Genomic DNA, 15,026 nt, shown 5'->3' on the forward strand with positions numbered 1-15,026 from the left:
CCGTCGACTGCGAGGGCGACCGCACCGCCTCCGTCCCGCTCGCCCTGTCGTGGGAGACGAGCGGAGGTGCCACCGCCCGCCTGGCCGTCGGCACCACCGACGCGAGCGCGGGCGAGCCCGTCGACCTCGCGGCGTCCGGCTACACCGCCGTCACCGCCGACTGCCGCGACTCCGAGACCCTGATCACCCTCGCCGTCCTCGCTCCCGACGGCACCACCGCCCAGCGCACCCTCGTCGTCCCCGCCTCCTGAACCGCTCCGCCCGCGCGGAGGCGGTCACGGAGGCGTCGAGCGGCCCCGGCACGGCAGAATGGGACACGATGACCTCCACACCCCCTCCGCTCGGCCTGCTCCTCGACGTCGACGGGCCCATCGCGAGCCCCGTCACGCGCACGATCTCGATCCCCGAGATCGCCGACGACCTCGTCACCCTGGCCAACGCCGGCATCCCGATCGTGTTCAACACGGGCCGCTCCGACGCGTTCCTGCGCGAGCGGGTCCTGCCCGCGCTCCTCGAGCGCGGCGTCTCGGCCGAGGCCCGCATCGTCTGCGTCTGCGAGAAGGGCGCCGTCTGGTTCACCGTCGACTACCGCGGCACCTCGGAGCCGATCGTCGACGAGTCGCTCGCGATCCCCGAGCCGGTGGCCCGCGACCTCGAGCGGATGATCCGCTCCGACTACGACGACCTGGTCTTCTTCGACGAGACCAAGCGCGCCATGGTCTCGGCCGAGCAGCTGGTCGACCTGCCGAGCGAGGACTACCTCGAGCGCCAGCTCGTCTTCGACGCCGACGCCCTGCAGATCATGACCGCCGCGGGCCTCGGAGTCGAGCGCCGCGGCATCCGGTACCCGAACGAGGAGGGGACGGTCGACTTCCGCATCGACCCGACCGTCATCTCGACCGACATCGAGTCGAACCGGCTCGGCAAGGACCTCGGCGCCCAGCGCGCCGTGGAGCTGCTCGGAGCGACCGGCGCGATCCCGCAGCGCTGGCGGACGGTCGGCGACTCCCGGAGCGACTACGCGATGGCCGACTGGCTGTTCGAGCACGCCTACGACGTCGCCCACGTCGACGTGCGGCCCGCAGAGGGCGTGCCCGAGAAGCCCTACCCGGTCCTCGTCGTCGACGGAGCCGTGAACGACGCGGCCGGCGCCGCCGTGCTCCGCCGCTGGACGGAGCTCGTCGCCGACGAGACGACGCCCGAGGTCGGCGGCGCGATCTCGCTCCATGCCCGGAGCTGATCCGCAACCCTCGTCCCTCGTCGCTCAGGCCCGTTAGCGTTCGAGCATGAGAATCGCAGTCACCGGTGGATCCGGCAAGCTCGGCCGCCACGTCGTCACCCGCCTCCGCGCCTCCGGGCACGAGGTCTTCAACCTGGACCGTGCGGGGGACCGCGGCGCGGGCTTCGTCCGCATCGACATCGCCGACTACGGCCAGGTCGTGGACGCGCTGCAGTCGGTGAACGACCAGTACGAGGGCATCGACGCGCTCGTGCACCTCGCCGCGATCCCCGCGCCGGGCCTCGTGCCCGACGTCGCCACGTTCCACAACAACATGATCGCGACGTTCAACGCGTTCCACGGAGCGATCCGTGCCGGCATCCGCAACGTCGTCTACGCCTCCAGCGAGACCGTGCTGGGCCTGCCCTTCGACGTCCCGCCGCCCTACATCCCGGTCGACGAGCAGTACCCGGCGCGCCCGGAGTCGGTCTACTCGCTCACCAAGCACCTCGAGGAGCAGATGGCGATCGAGCTGTGCCGCTGGCACCCGGACCTGAAGATCACGGGCCTGCGCTTCTCGAACGTCATGGACGAGGCCGACTACGCCGAGTTCCCGTCGTTCGACTCCGACGCGCTGCTGCGCAAGTGGAACCTCTGGGGCTACATCGACGGACGCGACGGAGCGCAGGCGGTCGAGAAGGCGCTGCTCGCCGAGACGACCGGGTTCGACCGCTTCATCATCGCCGCGGCCGACACCGTGATGACGCGCCCCAACGCCGAGCTGGTGGCCGAGGTGTTCCCCGGCGTCGAGCTGCGCGGCGACCTCGGGACCACCGGGACCCTGCTCTCGATCGACCACGCCCGCAAGGTCCTCGGCTACGCCCCCGAGCACTCCTGGCGCGATTCGCAGCAGGGCTGATCCGCGGGCCCGGCGCATCGGGATCCGCGCTGCTCGTCGGTGGGGTGGATCTCGATACGCGGGCTGCGCCCGCTCCTCCGATCAGCAGGGGTGCGGTCGGCCCGTGACCGTGCCGGTCGAGGAGCGGCAGCGCGGCGTCTCGAGACCCGCCCTGTTCGTGCGCGGCTCGGCTCGCCGCCCCACGCACGAGCGCGCCCGGTCCGCAGGACGACTGCAGGCCGGGCGCTCCGTGGAGCCGAGGATCAGCTCGGGATGTAGTTGAAGGTGTCGGGGTCGGGGCCGGTGCGGTGGCCGCGGTCGAGCGCCGTGATGTCGGTCATCGCCTCGTCGTCGAGCTCGAAGTCGAAGAGGGCGAAGTTCTCCTCCACGCGCTTGCGGGTGACCGACTTCGGGAAGACGATGTCGCCGCGCTGGATGTGCCAGCGGAGCACGACCTGCGCCGGGCTGCGGTCGACGTTGCGCGCGATGCGGGTGATGGTGTCGTCGTCGAGGACGAGGCCCTGCGCGATCGGCGACCAGGCCTCGGTCGCGATGCCGTGCTCGGTGCCGTAGGCGCGGAGCTCCTGCTGCACGAGGTAGGGGTGCACCTCGATCTGGTTCACGGCCGGGACGATGGTCGCCTCGGCGCGGAGCCGGTTGAGGTGGTTGGTCTGGAAGTTGGAGACGCCGATCGCCTTCGCCTTGCCGCTGCGGTAGATCTCCTCCATCGCCTTCCAGGTCTCCAGGTAGTCGCCCACGTTCGGGAGCGGCCAGTGGATGAGGAAGAGGTCGACGTAGTCGAACTGCAACTCGCCGAGGGTGACGTCGATCGCGGCGAGAGCGTCCTCGCGGGCGTGGAAGCCGTTGTTGAGCTTGCTGGTCACGAAGACCTCGGAGCGGTCGAGGCCGGAGGCGCGGACGGCCTCGCCGACGCCCGCCTCGTTGCCGTACATCTCGGCGGTGTCGATGTGGCGGTAGCCGACCTCGAGGGCCGCCAGGGTCGCGTCCTTGGTCTCGGCCGGGTCGATCTGGAACACGCCGAAGCCCAGCTGCGGGATCTCCACGCCGTTGTTCAGGGTGATCGTGGGGACCGTTGCGGTGTCGTCGCTCATGAGCGAGTACGTCCTTTCGTCGGGGCGAGGGCGCAGTGGAGCCGCGCCGTCGTGCCTCCAGTCCATCGCCTGCGGCTCTCAGCATCAACCCCTTGCGCGCTCGGCGGACATCCAGCTTCCCCGCGGAGGAGGAGTCGGATCCCCTGAGCAGAGGTGCGCCCGCTCCGGGAACGCCGAAGGCCCCCGGCACGGATGCCGGGGGCCTTCGGGGAGCGCGACTTACGCGCGGGACTTGCGGCCGACGATCGCGCCGTAGATGAGGAGGACGACGATCGCACCGACGACGGAGACGATGATGCTCACGATGTTGATGCCGTTGACGGCGTCCTGGATGCCGAACAGCGTGCTGAGGAAGCCGCCGAGCAGCGCGCCCACGATGCCGAGGACGATCGTGATGATCCATCCGCCGCCCTGCTTGCCCGGGAGGATGAGCTTGGCGAGCGCCCCGGCGATGAGGCCGAGGATGATCCAGCTGATGATGCCCATGATGTTTCTCCTTCAGTTCGTGCTCGATCGGCCGTTCCGATGCGAGCGGAGACACCGGCGGGCCGGTGTCCGGTGAGTCGTGGAAGCGGGGGTCAGCGGAGGCGGCGCTGCACCTTGTCGCGGGCCTTGCTCGCGATGGCGGTGAGCTGCTTGGCCTCGCGCTTGGAGGTCTTCTTGAGCTTCTTGCGGGTCTTCTTCGTGGCCGGGTCGTTCCACACGCCGAGTGCGAGGTGGCGCAGCTCTTCGTAGCGGCCACGGCCGGCGCGGGAGCCGAACACGTAGGCGGTGAAGGCGACCAGTGCCAGCAGGACGAGGCGGGGATTCATGCGGTGACCCTTCCATCGGAGAGCACCGGGTCGTGCTCGACACCCATTTGACTCTCCTGCGCAATCCGTGACAAACCACGGCCCGACCATTGACAGGGACCCCTCGCATCGTGTTCCGCGTGCGCGTGTACCCGATTCAGCCGCAGGCCGGAGACGTCTCGGACGGGAAGCGAGCGTGGAGGTAGTGGCCGTAGCCGCCCTCGACCCGGTTGTCGCGGCGGCCGGAGGTGACCACCTCGCCGCGGTCCGTCGCTCCGACCCGGGCGCCGCTCGCGCGCAGCCGCTCGACGAGCAGGACGTCCTCGTGCAGCGGCTCCCGGCCGAAGCCGCCCGCCGCGAGGTATGCGCTCGCGCGGACGCCGAGGTTCGCGCCGTGGATGCTGCCGATCGACTCCTCCCGCGCGCGGACGTCTCGCCAGCGCGAGTAGGCACCGGGGGAGAGGTCGGCCGGGTCGGGCCGGACCGTGCCGAGCAGCGCGTCGTGCCGTCGGGAGTGCTCGACGTGGGCGGCCAGCCAGTCGCGGGGGACCACGGTGTCGGCGTCAGTGTTGGCGATCCACACCTGCTCGAGCGGAGCAGCGACGGAGGAGAGGGCGTGCGCGATCCCGGCGGAGCGGGCGGCGCCGACTCCGCAGCGGGCGAGCTCCAGCACCTCGGCGCCGGCGGCACGGGCCCGCTCGACGGTCGCGTCGGAGCAGCCGTCCGCGGCGACCACGAGGCGCATCCCGATTCCGGGCGCCCGATGGGCGAGGTGGGTCGCGCTCGCCCGGACGGAGGCGATCAGGCCGCCGATCCGCTCCTCCTCGTCGAGGGCCGGGACGACGACCAGCACCTGCGCGAGCCGGCTCACACCAGCCCCGTCCGGCGGGCGACCGAGCGGGAGTCGCGGGCGTGGACCTCGAGCAGGACGTCCTCCTCCTCGTGGCGGGCGAGGCGGTGCAGGCCCAGCTCGGCCACGGCGGACTGCACGGCGTCGCCGTCCAGAGCGAGCCCCTCGATCGGATGCCGCCAGTGCACGGTGACGAGCTCCCCCGCGGGGGCGAGGGCGTCGCGGATGGTGCGCAGCACGCCGGGGAGGGCGTCGCCGAGGTAGTAGCCGACCTCCGAGAGCACGACCAGGTCGAACGGACCCTCCGGCACGCCGCGGGTGATGTCGTGGTGCTCGACCCGCACGTGCTCGAGCGGAGCGAGGCGGCGGGCGGCGCGCTCGACGGCGGCGCTCGACACGTCGATCGCCAGCAGGCGGTCGGCCCGGTCGGCCAGCGCCTCGGCCAGCACGCCGATCGAGGCGCCGATCTCCAGCACGGAGCCGTAGCGCTGCTCCGGCAGGCTCGCGAGGGTCAGGGCGCGCTTGCGCTGCTCGTACCAGCGGCTCGTGTACCCCCACGGGTCCTCGTGGCGGGCGTACAGCTCGTCGAAGTAGCTCATGCGATCCTCACCAGCCGGTCGTCCCCGGTGAAGGTGCGCAGGAAGAGCGGATGGAGCACCGCACCGGTCCCGTCGGGCCCGGGTTGGGTCTGGCTGGGGTAGCGGGAGCGGGCGCGGCGGGTGCGCTCGAGCAGCTCGTCGTCGAGCGGCAGGCGCACGAGGTCGCCCCACGGCACCTCGGGGTCCTCCGGAACCGCCCAGTGCCACAGCCAGATCGGCGCGGCGAGCAGCGGCTGCCGGAGCTCGCGCGCGACCTCCGCGCAGATCTCGCCGACCACGCGGTGGTCCCGGTGCCCGTCCCCGGTCCAGGTGGAGAGGAGCAGGACGGTCCCGGGGGCGCCGGCCGCCCGCTCGCGCACCTCGCGTGCGATGCGCTCGTGGTGCTCCGGGGTCGCCGAGTCCGGCACGTCGAGGAAGGCGAGCCCGATGCCGGGGCCGAGCTCCGCCAGTGCGTCCGAGGCCTCCCGCCGGCGCTCGGCAGCGAGGTCCGCGTCCCGCTCCCCGTGGGCCGCGGCTCCGTCGGTCACGACGACGACGTCGACCGCGGTCCCGCGCCGACGCGCGAGCGCGATGGTGCCGCCGCAGCCGAGGGTCTCGTCGTCGGCGTGCGCCACGACCACCAGGACGCGCCGGATCCCGTCGGGCAGGGTCAGCTCCGGGAGGCGGTCGCGGCGGCCGTCCGCGGTCCAGCGCTCGAGAGGAGTGCCCTCGAGGCGCCCGTCGAAGGGCCGGCTCACCAGGAGGCCGCCTCGCCCGAGGCGAGCACGGCGCGGCCGAGAGCGGCGTCGTCGCGCTCGGCGTGGTGCTGGCGGACGTAGAGCGCGAGGTCGGCGACGCGCTTGGCGTGCTCGGCGTCGAGGGCGAGCGGAGCCGGGCCGAGCGCGCGGCCGGCGCGGAGCAGGATCTCCTCGACCGCTCCGGCGACGCTCGCCCGCACGCGCTTGGCGAGCAGTGAGCCGCGGGGGCCGTCGGCCTCGCCCGCGTCGACCGCCGCGGCGGCCTCGTCCAGCGCCCGGCGCGACGCGGAGAGCGCCGTGTCGATCGCTCCGAGGTGGGCCAGGAGGTGCGGGTCCTCGCGTCGGGCTGCCGCTGCCGCGACGGCAGCCGCGACTCCGAGGGCTCCGCCGTGCCAGCAGGCGGCGACGCCGATGCCGCCCCAGGCGAAGCCGGGCCGCGAGAGGTACCAGCCGGCGTCCCCCACGGGGACGGCGCGGGTGCCGGAGAAGCGGACCGGTCCGCTGGGCACCTCCGTCAGGCCCCGCGCGTGCCAGGCGTCCTGCTCCGGCGTCGCCGACCCGTCGCGCAGCGCCACGGCGAAGAGGCGGCGCTCGCCGGAGGCGTCGCCGACGTGGGCGGTGACGAGGGCGGCGTCGAGGCGGTCGGCCAGCGAGCACCAGGGCTTCACTCCGTCGAGCAGCCAGTCGCCGTCGCTCTCGCGCGCGACCAGAGGATCCCCGCCGCCCTCGGCCGCGAAGACCCCCCAGGCGGCGTCGGCGGCGACTCCGAGTCCGGACGGGTCGAGCTCCGCCTCGCCGAGGATCGCGAGAGCGTCGAGGTGCGGCTCCACCGCGCGCGCGACGCCGAGGTCGTGCCGAGCCAGGCGCTCGAGGAGACCGTGCAGCTCGGCGGTGCGACCGGTGCCGGGCCGGGGCGCGTCGGCGCTCAGACCGCGCGCGAAGCCGAGCGCGCCGTCGACGTCGTGGGGGAGGAGAGAGGAGGAGTGCTGGTCCATCGCCTCCGAAACTACGCAGTCGAGCGGGCGGCGTCCGTCGATTGTCCCCGAACGGACGGGGTGCTAAGCGTCAGATGTCAAGGTCGTTGATCCTGTGCAAGAGAGAGGCGAAGAGCTCGACGTCGGCGAGCGCCCAGCTGCGCAGCTCCTCGTGCATCAGCGCCTGGTTCGAGCTGCGGATCTCGCGCAGCCGCGCGGCGGTCGCCGGAGTCACCGAGAGGATCGTGGCGCGGCCGTCCTGCGGGTCGGGGGTGCGCTCGAGGAAGCCGAGGCGGTCGAGCGCCGTGATCTGGCGGCTGAGCGCCGACTTGTCCATCTCGAGGAGCTCGGCCAGCACGCCCGAGTGCACGGGTCCGCGGCGCTCGAGCGCCGAGATCGTCTTGTAGCCCAGTGGCGTCAGCTCCGGGTGGAGACGCTCGGCGTAGGAGCGCATCGCCGCCCGCACACGGTTGAAAAGGGTGCTGAGCTCGCCCTCCACCGAGGCGATCGCGGAGTCGACGTCGCGGGCGGAGTCGGGGGTCGGGCCGGTCATGCCTCTAGCATCCCGCGCGAGGACCCTCCTCCTCGACTTGCGCCCGCGCGCCGCGATGACGTACGCTTCCCGAAGCCAAAGACCGCCGGTTTCCGGTGTGCGCACGAGCAGGGCCCCGGCCCCGCGGATCGTCACCGGACGAAGGATTCGCGAAGCGAATTGCCCGCGCAGGTGCACGAGTTCAGTTCCGCCTCACCGCGATCCCGAAGCTCCGCGCCCCTGTGCCGGAGCTTTTTTCTTTGCCTGCCTTCGGGCTACCGGCACGAGAATTCACAGGAGTAGCCATGGCGAACAAGGAAGCCTCGGTTGCCGAACTCACGGAGAAGTTCCAGAGCTCGACGGCCGTTCTGCTGACCGAGTACCGCGGTCTCACTGTTGCTCAGCTCAAGACGCTGCGCAAGGACATCAGTGAGCACGCAACCTACGCCGTGGTGAAGAACACGCTGACCAAGATCGCGGCGAACAACGCCGGTATCTCGTCCTTCGACGACGAGCTCGCTGGCCCCTCGGCCATCGCGTTCGTGCACGGCGACCCTGTCGCCGTCGCGAAGTCGCTGCGTGCCTTCGCCAAGGCAAACCCTCTCCTCGTGGTCAAGGGTGGTTACTTCGACGGTAACCCGCTGACCGCAGAAGAGGTGGGCAAGCTCGCCGACCTCGAGTCCCGCGAAGTTCTGCTCGGCAAGCTCGCCGGCGCCTTCAAGGCCTCGCTGTTCGGCGCCGCATATCTGTTCAACGCTCCGCTCTCGAAGGCCGTTCGCACGGTCGAGGCGCTGCGCGAGAAGCAGGAGTCCGCGAGCTGACGTCTTCCCCTTCCGGGAAGCAGTGCGCGCGCGGTTCGTAGACAAAGAAAAACAAGGAGAAAAATCATGGCAAAGCTCACGCAGGACGAGCTCATCGAGGCCTTCAAGGAGCTCACGCTCATCGAGCTCTCGGAGTTCGTCAAGAAGTTCGAAGAGGTCTTCGAGGTCACCGCTGCGGCGCCCGTCGCCGCCGCCGGTGTGGCCGGCCCGGCCGCCCCCGCCGAAGAGGTCGAGGAGCAGACCGAGTTCGACGTCGTGCTCGAGGCCGCCGGCGAGAAGAAGATCCAGGTCATCAAGGAGGTGCGCGCCCTCACCAGCCTCGGCCTCGGTGAGGCGAAGGCGCTCGTCGACGGTGCCCCCAAGGCGGTCCTCGAGGCCGTCAACAAGGAGACCGCCGAGAAGGCCAAGGCTCAGCTCGAGGGCGCCGGCGCGACCGTCACCGTCAAGTAATCCCCTTCACCCGTCGCGGGTGCCGGCTCCGGCCGGTCGCTCGTCGGGGTGACGCAGGCACGCCTGCAGATGCAGGGCGTCGTCTCCTCGGAGGCGGCGCCCTTCGTCGTTCCCGGCCGTTGGAGGCCCGCGCCCCTAGGATCGGAGCGTGACTGCTCACGATCTGCTCGCCGGGCTCCCCGCCCGCGACGTCCCGCCCAGCGAGGTCTCGCTCAGCGAGCTCCTGAGCGACTTCGTCTCGGTGACGCACCGGATCACCCGCCTCGCCGCCCAGGCGACCGGCAACCAGGAGTCGCAGGCCGTCTGGCGCACGCTCTCGGTGCTCCTCTCGATGGGCCCGATGCGCCTGGGGGAGCTCGCCTCCCAGAGCCGCGTCTCGCAGCCCACGATGACCAAGATCGTGAAGAACCTCGTCGAGACCGGCTGGCTCAACCGGATCGCCGATCCCCTCGACGCGCGCGCCTGGCAGATCCGCCTGGCTCCCGCCGGCGCGGACGCGCTGAACGCCTGGCGGACCGACCTCGGCGACGCGCTGACGCCGATCTTCGCCGATCTCACCCCCGAGGACCGCCGCGTCCTCGAGCGCGCCGTCGAGATCATGCACGAGCGCCTCGTCGTCGGTCCGCGCGACTGACCCCTCCCGCGCGGTTCCGCCGCGCGGCACACTGGTCGCGTGCAGATGCGACTCGAGCTCGTCCCCCTCCCCGTCGGCGACGTCGACCGCGCGGTCGCCTTCTACACGGAGGTGATGGGCTTCCACCTCGACCACGACGTGCGGCCCTCCGCGGCGATGCGCGTGGTCCAGCTCACCCCGCCCGGCTCGGTCTGCTCGATCGTGGTCGGCAGCGGGATGGGCCCCGGTCCGGAGGAGGGCGTCGTCCGCTCCCTCCACCTCGTCGTCGACGACATCGCCGCCGCTCGCGCGGAGCTCGTCGGCCGCTCGCTCGAGATCAGCGAGGTCCAGGACCTGGGCGGCGTGCAGTACGCGTACTTCGCCGATCCGGACGGCAACACCTGGGCGCTCCAGGAGATCGGGAGCAGGACGCCCCCGGAGTGAGTCAGTCCTCGGGCCAGCGGACCCGGGCGTCGACGTCCGGGTGCTTGCGCAGCCAGGCCGCGACGAAGGGGCAGCGCGGGACGACCGTGCCGCCCGCCTCCGTGATCGCGGTGACCGCGGCCCGCGCGAGGATGCTCCCGAGGCCGTGGCCCTCCCACGCGTCGTCGACGACGGTGTGGGTGAGCGTCACCTCGTCGCCCTGGCGGGTGTACGCGGCGAAGCCGGCCGGAGTGCCGCCGACCTCGATCACGAAGCGGGACCGCTCGGGGACGTCGCGGACAGTGGGGGTGTCGGAGTCGCTCATGCTCCGATTCTCGCCCCCCGCGGCGCCGAGGTGCTGGTGCGGATCACCAGCGAGGCGGGGATCAGCGTGTGGCGGGCCGGGGGAGGGGGCTCGCCGCGACCGAGGGCGGCCAGCGCGTCCAGCACCAGCGCGACCGCGAGCTCGCCCTGCTGGCGCGGGTCCTGGCGGATCGAGCTGAGACCGAAGAGCTCGGCGAGGGGGTGGTCGTCGATCCCGATGACGGAGACGTCCTCGGGCACCGAGAGGCCGAGCTCGCGCGCCGCGAGGATGATCCCGATCGCGATCTCGTCGGAGGCGGCGAAGATCGCCGTCGGCCGGGTCCGCGGGTCGCCGAGGACCTGCCGTCCGGCGCTGTGCCCGCCGGGGATGTCGAAGGTGGTGGGCACGATGTCCTGCGCGCCCGGCTCGAGGCCGGCGGCCGCGAGCGCCTGGCGGAAGCCGTCACGGCGCTGCGTATGGACGTGGAAGTCCATCTCCTCCTCCGCGAGCCCGCCGATGTGGACGACCCGCTCGTGGCCGAGGGAGAGCAGGTGCTCCGTGGCGAGGCGGGAGGCGGCGACGTCGTCGATGCTGAAGGTGGGGATGCCGGGGAGCTCGCCGCCGATGCCGACGATGGGCTTGCCCAGGGCGAGGAGCGCCTCCGTCTCGTGCGGCGAGATCTCGAGCGTGACGGCGACGATCGCGTCGACGCGCTTGCGGACGAGGTAGTACTCGAACACGCTCCGGCGGGCGTCGAGGTGCTTGTCGATGTTGTAGAGGAGCAGGTCGTAGCCGGCGGCGAGCAGGGCGCGCTCGATGCCCTCGATGATCCCGGCGAAGAACCACTGGTTGATGATCGGGATGATCACGGCGATGTTGTTGCTGCGGCCGGTGACGAGGCTGGAGGCGTTGGCGGAGACGACGTAGCCCAGGCTCGTCGCGGCGCGCTCGACGCGCTGCTTCGTCCCCGCGGAGACGTAGCCCCGGCCGCTGAGCGCGCGCGAGACCGTCGCCTTCGACACTCCTGCGAGCTCGGCCACCTCTTCGATGCCTGGCACGGCGTTCCTCCCGACCGTCCGGCCTCGATGCTGGAAACGGTTCCAGGAAGTTATACCCCGCCCGGCGGCCGGGCGTCGCGCCGAGATCGATCTCCGCCCGGCCCGGCCGCCGCGATCGCTGTTCTGACGCCGAATTGTTATCTCAGAGAGCGCTCTATCACCGGCGTTGTGCTTTCATCATTCTTGTGGAAAGGTTTCCCTCCGTGGGAGCCCACCCACACGAATCCGGTGATCCGCTCGGAGTTCCTCCTGGCATCGCCATCACCAGCATCCGAGTCGTCGCGGCACACGCTTCGAGCCGCCACAGCCTCCCGATCCCGATCGGCGAGGAGCGGCCTGCTCGGCTGGTTCCACCACTCAATGAGGAGGAAGAATGCGGTCATCCCTGCACCGCCGTATCACCGTCCCGGTCGCCGTTCTGGCAGCGGCCGGCATCGCACTCGCGGGCTGCTCCAGCAGCAGTGACCCCAACGACCCGAACGCCGGCGGCGGCAGCTCGGCCGGCACGGTCGGCACCGCCGACGGCGTCGTCAACGTCTACGGCACCATCAACGGCGACGAGGCCACCCTTCTCGAGCAGTCCTGGGCGGACTGGGAGAAGGAGAGTGGCATCGAGATCAAGTACACGGGCGACAAGGAGTTCGAGAAGCAGATCGGCATCAAGGTCCAGGGTGGCGACACCCCCGACCTCGCGATCTTCCCGCAGCCGGGTCTGCTCGCCGACACCGTCGCCTCCGGCAAGGTGCAGGAGCTCCCCGAGGGCGCCCTCGCCAACGTCAAGCAGAACTGGTCCGAGGACTGGCAGAAGTACGGCCAGGTCGACGGCACCCAGTACGGCGCGCCGCTGATGGCGTCCGTCAAGGGCTACATCTGGTACTCCCCGGCCAAGTTCAAGGAGTGGGGCGTCTCCGTTCCCACGACGTGGGACGAGATGGAGGCGCTCGGCAAGACGATCGCCGAGAAGACCGGCGGACCGTCCTGGTGCGCGGGCTTCAACTCCGGTGAGGCCTCCGGCTGGCCCGGAACCGACTGGATCGAGGACGCCGTCCTCCGCGAGGCCGGCCCCGACGTCTACGACTCCTGGGTCGCGGGCGACACCCCCTTCACCGACCCGGCCATCAAGTCCGCGTTCGACTCCGTCGGATCGATCCTCCTCGACCCGACCCTCGTCAACGCCGGCTACGGCGACGTGAAGTCGATCAACTCCACCGCCTTCGGCGACGTCGCCCAGAACATGGCGAACGGCACCTGCGCGCTGACCCACCAGGCCTCGTTCTTCGAGGGCTTCCTGACCTCGGCCGGCGCCAACGTGGCCGAGGACGGCGACGTGTGGGCCTTCCTCACCCCGCCGGTCAAGGCCGACGACGCCCAGGCCGTCACCGGTGGTGGCGAGATGGTCGCCGCGTTCTCGAACGACGAGGACACCGCGAAGGTCCAGGAGTACCTGGCCAGCGCCGACTGGGCCAACAGCCGCGTCTCCCTCGGCGGCGTCATCTCCGCGAACACCGGTCTCGACCCGGCCAACGCGGGCAGCGACGTCCTGAAGGACTCCATCGCGATCCTCCAGAACCCGGACACCACGTTCCGCTTCGACGCGTCCGACCTCATGCCGAAGGCAGTGGGCTCGGACAGCTTCTTCAAGGGCATGGTCGACTGGATCGACGGCACGAGCACCGACCAGGCGCTCGAGGAGATCCAGGCCGGCTACACCTCCTAGCAGCGGAGCAGAGCCGCCGCTCCCGAGTGGCGGCTCAGCTGTGACGGCCCGGCCCCCGGATCCACGGATCCCGTGGCCGGGCCCCTCCTGAGTCCAGAGTCGCACTCGAAAGGGCGTCCATGTCCCCCATCACCATCTCGGGGTTCTTCCAATGGCTGGCGGGAATCCCGCCGCTCGCGCAGATCCCGCTCATCCTCCTGGCCTTCGCGGCCGTGGTGGCGCTCATCCTCTTCTTCGTCGAGATCGCGCCCCGCCGCGGCACCGGCTACACGGTCCTCCGGCTCGCGGTCACGGTCGTCCTGCCGGTCGTCCTCCTGCTGGTCTTCGGCCTCTACAACTCCGTCCTCTGGGTCGCGGTGGTGGCTGCCGTCATCGGCGGCGCGCTGTTCCTGCTCGACTTCCGGTCCCGCAAAGGCGCGGGCTACGGACTCCAGCTCATCGCGTTCATGGCACCGGCCGCCTTCTTCATCCTCATCGGCCTGATCTACCCGACGATCACGACGGCCATCAACGCGTTCATGAAGAACGACGGCTCCGGATTCGCCGGCATCGACAACTTCGTCTGGGTCTTCACCAGCCCCGACGGCATCACCGCCTTCCTCAACACGGTGGTCTGGGTGCTCCTGGCCCCGATCACGGCGACCGCGATCGGTCTCGCCTACGCGGTCTTCATCGACAAGAGCCGCGGCGAGAAGTTCTTCAAGCTGCTGGTCTTCATGCCGATGGCGATCTCGTTCGTCGGCGCGTCGATCATCTTCAAGTTCTTCTACGACGTGCGCCAGGGCGAGCAGATCGGCCTCCTCAACGGCATCCTCACCGCCTTCGGCGCCCCGCCGGTCGACTGGCTGGGACTCGAGCCGTGGAACACGCTGTTCCTCGTCGTCGTCCTCATCTGGACCCAGGCCGGATTCGCCATGACGGTGCTCTCCGCCGCCATCAAGGGCGTCCCCTCCGAGCAGCTCGAAGCGGCCTCGCTCGACGGAACGAGCGCGTGGCAGTCCTTCTGGAACGTCACCGTCCCCGGCATCCGCTCCTCGATCGTGGTCGTCCTCACGACGATCTCGATCGCGTCGCTGAAGGTCTTCGACATCGTCTCGGCGATGACCGGCGGCCGCTCCGACACCACGGTCCTCGCGTTCGAGATGGTCCGCCAGTTCCAGCTCGGCGCCCGCAGCGGCTACAGCGCGGCCCTCGCGGTCATCCTGTTCCTGCTCGTGCTCCCGATCGTCGTCTACAACGCCCGCCAGCTCGCCAAGCAGAGGGAGATCCGATGAGCGTCACGCCCACTCCGATCCAGGTTCCGGTCGACCGCAGCACCGAGCGCGCGCTCGCCCGCGGCGAGTCCAGGATCGAGGCGGCCAGCGGCAAGGTGAAGAAGGCGACGACGTCGCGCGGCGCCACCCTCGCCGCGCTGATCATCGCCGTCATCTGGACCGTCCCCACCCTCGGTCTGTTCATCTCGTCGTTCCGCCCCGCGAACGACATCAAGACGACCGGCTGGTGGACGATCTTCGCCAACCCCGGCTTCACCCTCGACAACTACGCGAACGCGCTCAACTCCGGCGACAGCCTGACCCTGGGCAAGGCGTTCGTGAACTCGCTGGTCATCACGCTGCCGGCGGCGCTGATCCCGATCACGATCGCCAGCCTCGCCGCCTACGCGTTCGCCTGGATCGACTTCAAGGGCCGCAACACGCTCTTCGTCCTCGTGTTCTCGCTCCAGATCGTTCCCATCCAGATGGCGCTCGTGCCGTTGCTGCAGCTGTTCTCAGACGGCCTGCGCATCGGAGGGCTCTACATCCTCCCCGGCCTCGGGGTGAACGGGTTGGACGGCTCCTACGCGAAGGTGTGGATCGCGCACACGATCTTCGCGCTCCCGCTCGCGATCTTCATGCTCCACAACTTCATCTCCGAGATCCCCGGCGAGG

General features: G+C 70.8%; 20 protein-coding genes. 10 read left to right on the plus strand and 10 right to left on the minus strand.

Annotated elements, in window-relative coordinates; translation table 11 throughout:
• From C5D04_RS18390 to C5D04_RS15870, 3 genes are all read left to right on the plus strand, one after another.
• Positions 1-251, plus strand: a 251-nt coding sequence (locus C5D04_RS18390) for a hypothetical protein (RefSeq protein WP_181137735.1), incomplete at its 5' end; no start/stop codon positions are given.
• A gap of 68 nt (positions 252-319) precedes the next feature.
• A complete protein-coding gene (locus C5D04_RS15865; RefSeq protein ID WP_104234599.1) occupies positions 320-1,240 on the plus strand; it encodes a hypothetical protein in 921 nt (306 codons plus the stop codon).
• Positions 1,241-1,286: 46 nt separating this feature from the next.
• Positions 1,287-2,138: an NAD(P)-dependent oxidoreductase gene (locus tag C5D04_RS15870; RefSeq protein ID WP_104348002.1), complete on the plus strand. Its 852-nt coding sequence runs from the start codon at positions 1,287-1,289 to the stop codon at positions 2,136-2,138.
• A gap of 242 nt (positions 2,139-2,380) precedes the next feature.
• Here C5D04_RS15870 and C5D04_RS15875 read toward each other — a convergent pair whose 3' ends face one another.
• The 8 genes from C5D04_RS15875 to C5D04_RS15910 form a co-directional block, all read right to left on the minus strand.
• Complete coding sequence (locus C5D04_RS15875) at positions 2,381-3,229, minus strand: aldo/keto reductase (RefSeq protein WP_104248244.1); 849 nt, start codon at positions 3,227-3,229, stop codon at positions 2,381-2,383.
• A 219-nt stretch (positions 3,230-3,448) separates the two neighbouring features.
• Positions 3,449-3,715, minus strand: coding sequence for a GlsB/YeaQ/YmgE family stress response membrane protein (locus C5D04_RS15880; RefSeq protein ID WP_104224330.1), 267 nt, complete (start codon positions 3,713-3,715; stop codon positions 3,449-3,451).
• A gap of 92 nt (positions 3,716-3,807) precedes the next feature.
• The gene (locus C5D04_RS15885; RefSeq protein ID WP_104227476.1) at positions 3,808-4,041 is read right to left on the minus strand and encodes a hypothetical protein; all 234 of its coding nucleotides are present in this window, start codon (positions 4,039-4,041) and stop codon (positions 3,808-3,810) included.
• Between the two features lie 136 nt (positions 4,042-4,177).
• Positions 4,178-4,891 (minus strand): glycosyltransferase family 2 protein, encoded by a 714-nt coding sequence (locus C5D04_RS15890; RefSeq protein WP_104234597.1) that lies wholly within the window; start codon positions 4,889-4,891, stop codon positions 4,178-4,180.
• A complete protein-coding gene (locus C5D04_RS15895) occupies positions 4,888-5,469 on the minus strand; it encodes a class I SAM-dependent methyltransferase (protein ID WP_104234596.1) in 582 nt (193 codons plus the stop codon). The genes C5D04_RS15890 and C5D04_RS15895 overlap by 4 nt, the downstream gene beginning before the upstream one ends.
• On the minus strand, positions 5,466-6,206 hold the full coding sequence (locus tag C5D04_RS15900; RefSeq protein ID WP_181137736.1) for a PIG-L deacetylase family protein: 741 nt from the start codon (positions 6,204-6,206) through the stop codon (positions 5,466-5,468). The genes C5D04_RS15895 and C5D04_RS15900 overlap by 4 nt, the downstream gene beginning before the upstream one ends.
• The gene (locus tag C5D04_RS15905; protein ID WP_219812390.1) at positions 6,203-7,201 is read right to left on the minus strand and encodes an acyl-CoA dehydrogenase; all 999 of its coding nucleotides are present in this window, start codon (positions 7,199-7,201) and stop codon (positions 6,203-6,205) included. Before C5D04_RS15905 ends, C5D04_RS15900 begins: the two co-directional genes overlap by 4 nt.
• Before the next feature lie 70 nt (positions 7,202-7,271).
• Entirely contained in the window at positions 7,272-7,733 is a 462-nt protein-coding gene (locus C5D04_RS15910; RefSeq protein ID WP_104224334.1) for a MarR family winged helix-turn-helix transcriptional regulator, read from the minus strand.
• A 284-nt stretch (positions 7,734-8,017) separates the two neighbouring features.
• Here C5D04_RS15910 and rplJ point away from each other — a divergent pair, with 284 nt between their 5' ends.
• The 4 genes from rplJ to C5D04_RS15930 all read left to right on the plus strand — a co-directional run bounded on the left by rplJ (position 8,018) and on the right by C5D04_RS15930 (position 10,040).
• Entirely contained in the window at positions 8,018-8,533 is a 516-nt protein-coding gene (rplJ, locus tag C5D04_RS15915; protein ID WP_055791018.1) for a 50S ribosomal protein L10, read from the plus strand.
• Between the two features lie 66 nt (positions 8,534-8,599).
• Complete coding sequence (rplL, locus tag C5D04_RS15920; RefSeq protein ID WP_104224335.1) at positions 8,600-8,983, plus strand: 50S ribosomal protein L7/L12; 384 nt, start codon at positions 8,600-8,602, stop codon at positions 8,981-8,983.
• Between the two features lie 148 nt (positions 8,984-9,131).
• Positions 9,132-9,617, plus strand: a complete 486-nt coding sequence (locus C5D04_RS15925) for a MarR family winged helix-turn-helix transcriptional regulator (RefSeq protein ID WP_258068942.1) — start codon at positions 9,132-9,134, stop codon at positions 9,615-9,617.
• A 39-nt stretch (positions 9,618-9,656) separates the two neighbouring features.
• A complete protein-coding gene (locus C5D04_RS15930) occupies positions 9,657-10,040 on the plus strand; it encodes a VOC family protein (RefSeq protein WP_181137737.1) in 384 nt (127 codons plus the stop codon).
• 1 nt (position 10,041) lies between these two features.
• Here C5D04_RS15930 and C5D04_RS15935 read toward each other — a convergent pair whose 3' ends face one another.
• Both C5D04_RS15935 and C5D04_RS15940 read right to left on the minus strand, forming a co-directional pair.
• Positions 10,042-10,344, minus strand: coding sequence for a GNAT family N-acetyltransferase (locus tag C5D04_RS15935; RefSeq protein ID WP_104224336.1), 303 nt, complete (start codon positions 10,342-10,344; stop codon positions 10,042-10,044).
• The gene (locus C5D04_RS15940) at positions 10,341-11,381 is read right to left on the minus strand and encodes a LacI family DNA-binding transcriptional regulator (RefSeq protein ID WP_104224337.1); all 1,041 of its coding nucleotides are present in this window, start codon (positions 11,379-11,381) and stop codon (positions 10,341-10,343) included. The genes C5D04_RS15935 and C5D04_RS15940 overlap by 4 nt, the downstream gene beginning before the upstream one ends.
• A 373-nt stretch (positions 11,382-11,754) precedes the next feature.
• Here C5D04_RS15940 and C5D04_RS15945 point away from each other — a divergent pair, with 373 nt between their 5' ends.
• From C5D04_RS15945 to C5D04_RS15955, 3 genes are all read left to right on the plus strand, one after another.
• Positions 11,755-13,098: an ABC transporter substrate-binding protein gene (locus C5D04_RS15945; protein ID WP_104227181.1), complete on the plus strand. Its 1,344-nt coding sequence runs from the start codon at positions 11,755-11,757 to the stop codon at positions 13,096-13,098.
• Between the two features lie 119 nt (positions 13,099-13,217).
• Positions 13,218-14,372 carry a carbohydrate ABC transporter permease gene (locus tag C5D04_RS15950; protein WP_181027270.1) on the plus strand — a complete coding sequence of 385 codons (1,155 nt, stop codon included), beginning with the start codon at positions 13,218-13,220 and terminating at the stop codon, positions 14,370-14,372.
• Positions 14,369-15,026 (plus strand): carbohydrate ABC transporter permease (locus C5D04_RS15955; protein WP_258068944.1); only part of this gene is annotated, 658 nt, incomplete at its 3' end. The genes C5D04_RS15950 and C5D04_RS15955, both read left to right, overlap by 4 nt.

Origin of the sequence: Rathayibacter sp. AY1D2, assembly GCF_002932695.1 — a bacterium.
Taxonomy (GTDB): Bacteria; Actinomycetota; Actinomycetes; order Actinomycetales; family Microbacteriaceae; genus Rathayibacter.

Coding starts and splice junctions, on each gene's coding strand:
- C5D04_RS15895 (WP_104234596.1), bottom strand. CDS start 5,469: ATGAGCTACTTCGACGAGCTGTACGCCCGCCACGAGGACCCGTGGGGG.
- C5D04_RS15870 (WP_104348002.1), top strand. CDS start 1,287: ATGAGAATCGCAGTCACCGGTGGATCCGGCAAGCTCGGCCGCCACGTC.
- rplL (WP_104224335.1), top strand. CDS start 8,600: ATGGCAAAGCTCACGCAGGACGAGCTCATCGAGGCCTTCAAGGAGCTC.
- C5D04_RS15875 (WP_104248244.1), bottom strand. CDS start 3,229: ATGAGCGACGACACCGCAACGGTCCCCACGATCACCCTGAACAACGGC.
- C5D04_RS15880 (WP_104224330.1), bottom strand. CDS start 3,715: ATGGGCATCATCAGCTGGATCATCCTCGGCCTCATCGCCGGGGCGCTC.
- C5D04_RS15950 (WP_181027270.1), top strand. CDS start 13,218: ATGTCCCCCATCACCATCTCGGGGTTCTTCCAATGGCTGGCGGGAATC.
- C5D04_RS15935 (WP_104224336.1), bottom strand. CDS start 10,344: ATGAGCGACTCCGACACCCCCACTGTCCGCGACGTCCCCGAGCGGTCC.
- C5D04_RS15910 (WP_104224334.1), bottom strand. CDS start 7,733: ATGACCGGCCCGACCCCCGACTCCGCCCGCGACGTCGACTCCGCGATC.
- rplJ (WP_055791018.1), top strand. CDS start 8,018: ATGGCGAACAAGGAAGCCTCGGTTGCCGAACTCACGGAGAAGTTCCAG.
- C5D04_RS15905 (WP_219812390.1), bottom strand. CDS start 7,201: ATGGACCAGCACTCCTCCTCTCTCCTCCCCCACGACGTCGACGGCGCG.
- C5D04_RS15945 (WP_104227181.1), top strand. CDS start 11,755: ATGCGGTCATCCCTGCACCGCCGTATCACCGTCCCGGTCGCCGTTCTG.
- C5D04_RS15885 (WP_104227476.1), bottom strand. CDS start 4,041: ATGAATCCCCGCCTCGTCCTGCTGGCACTGGTCGCCTTCACCGCCTAC.
- C5D04_RS15865 (WP_104234599.1), top strand. CDS start 320: ATGACCTCCACACCCCCTCCGCTCGGCCTGCTCCTCGACGTCGACGGG.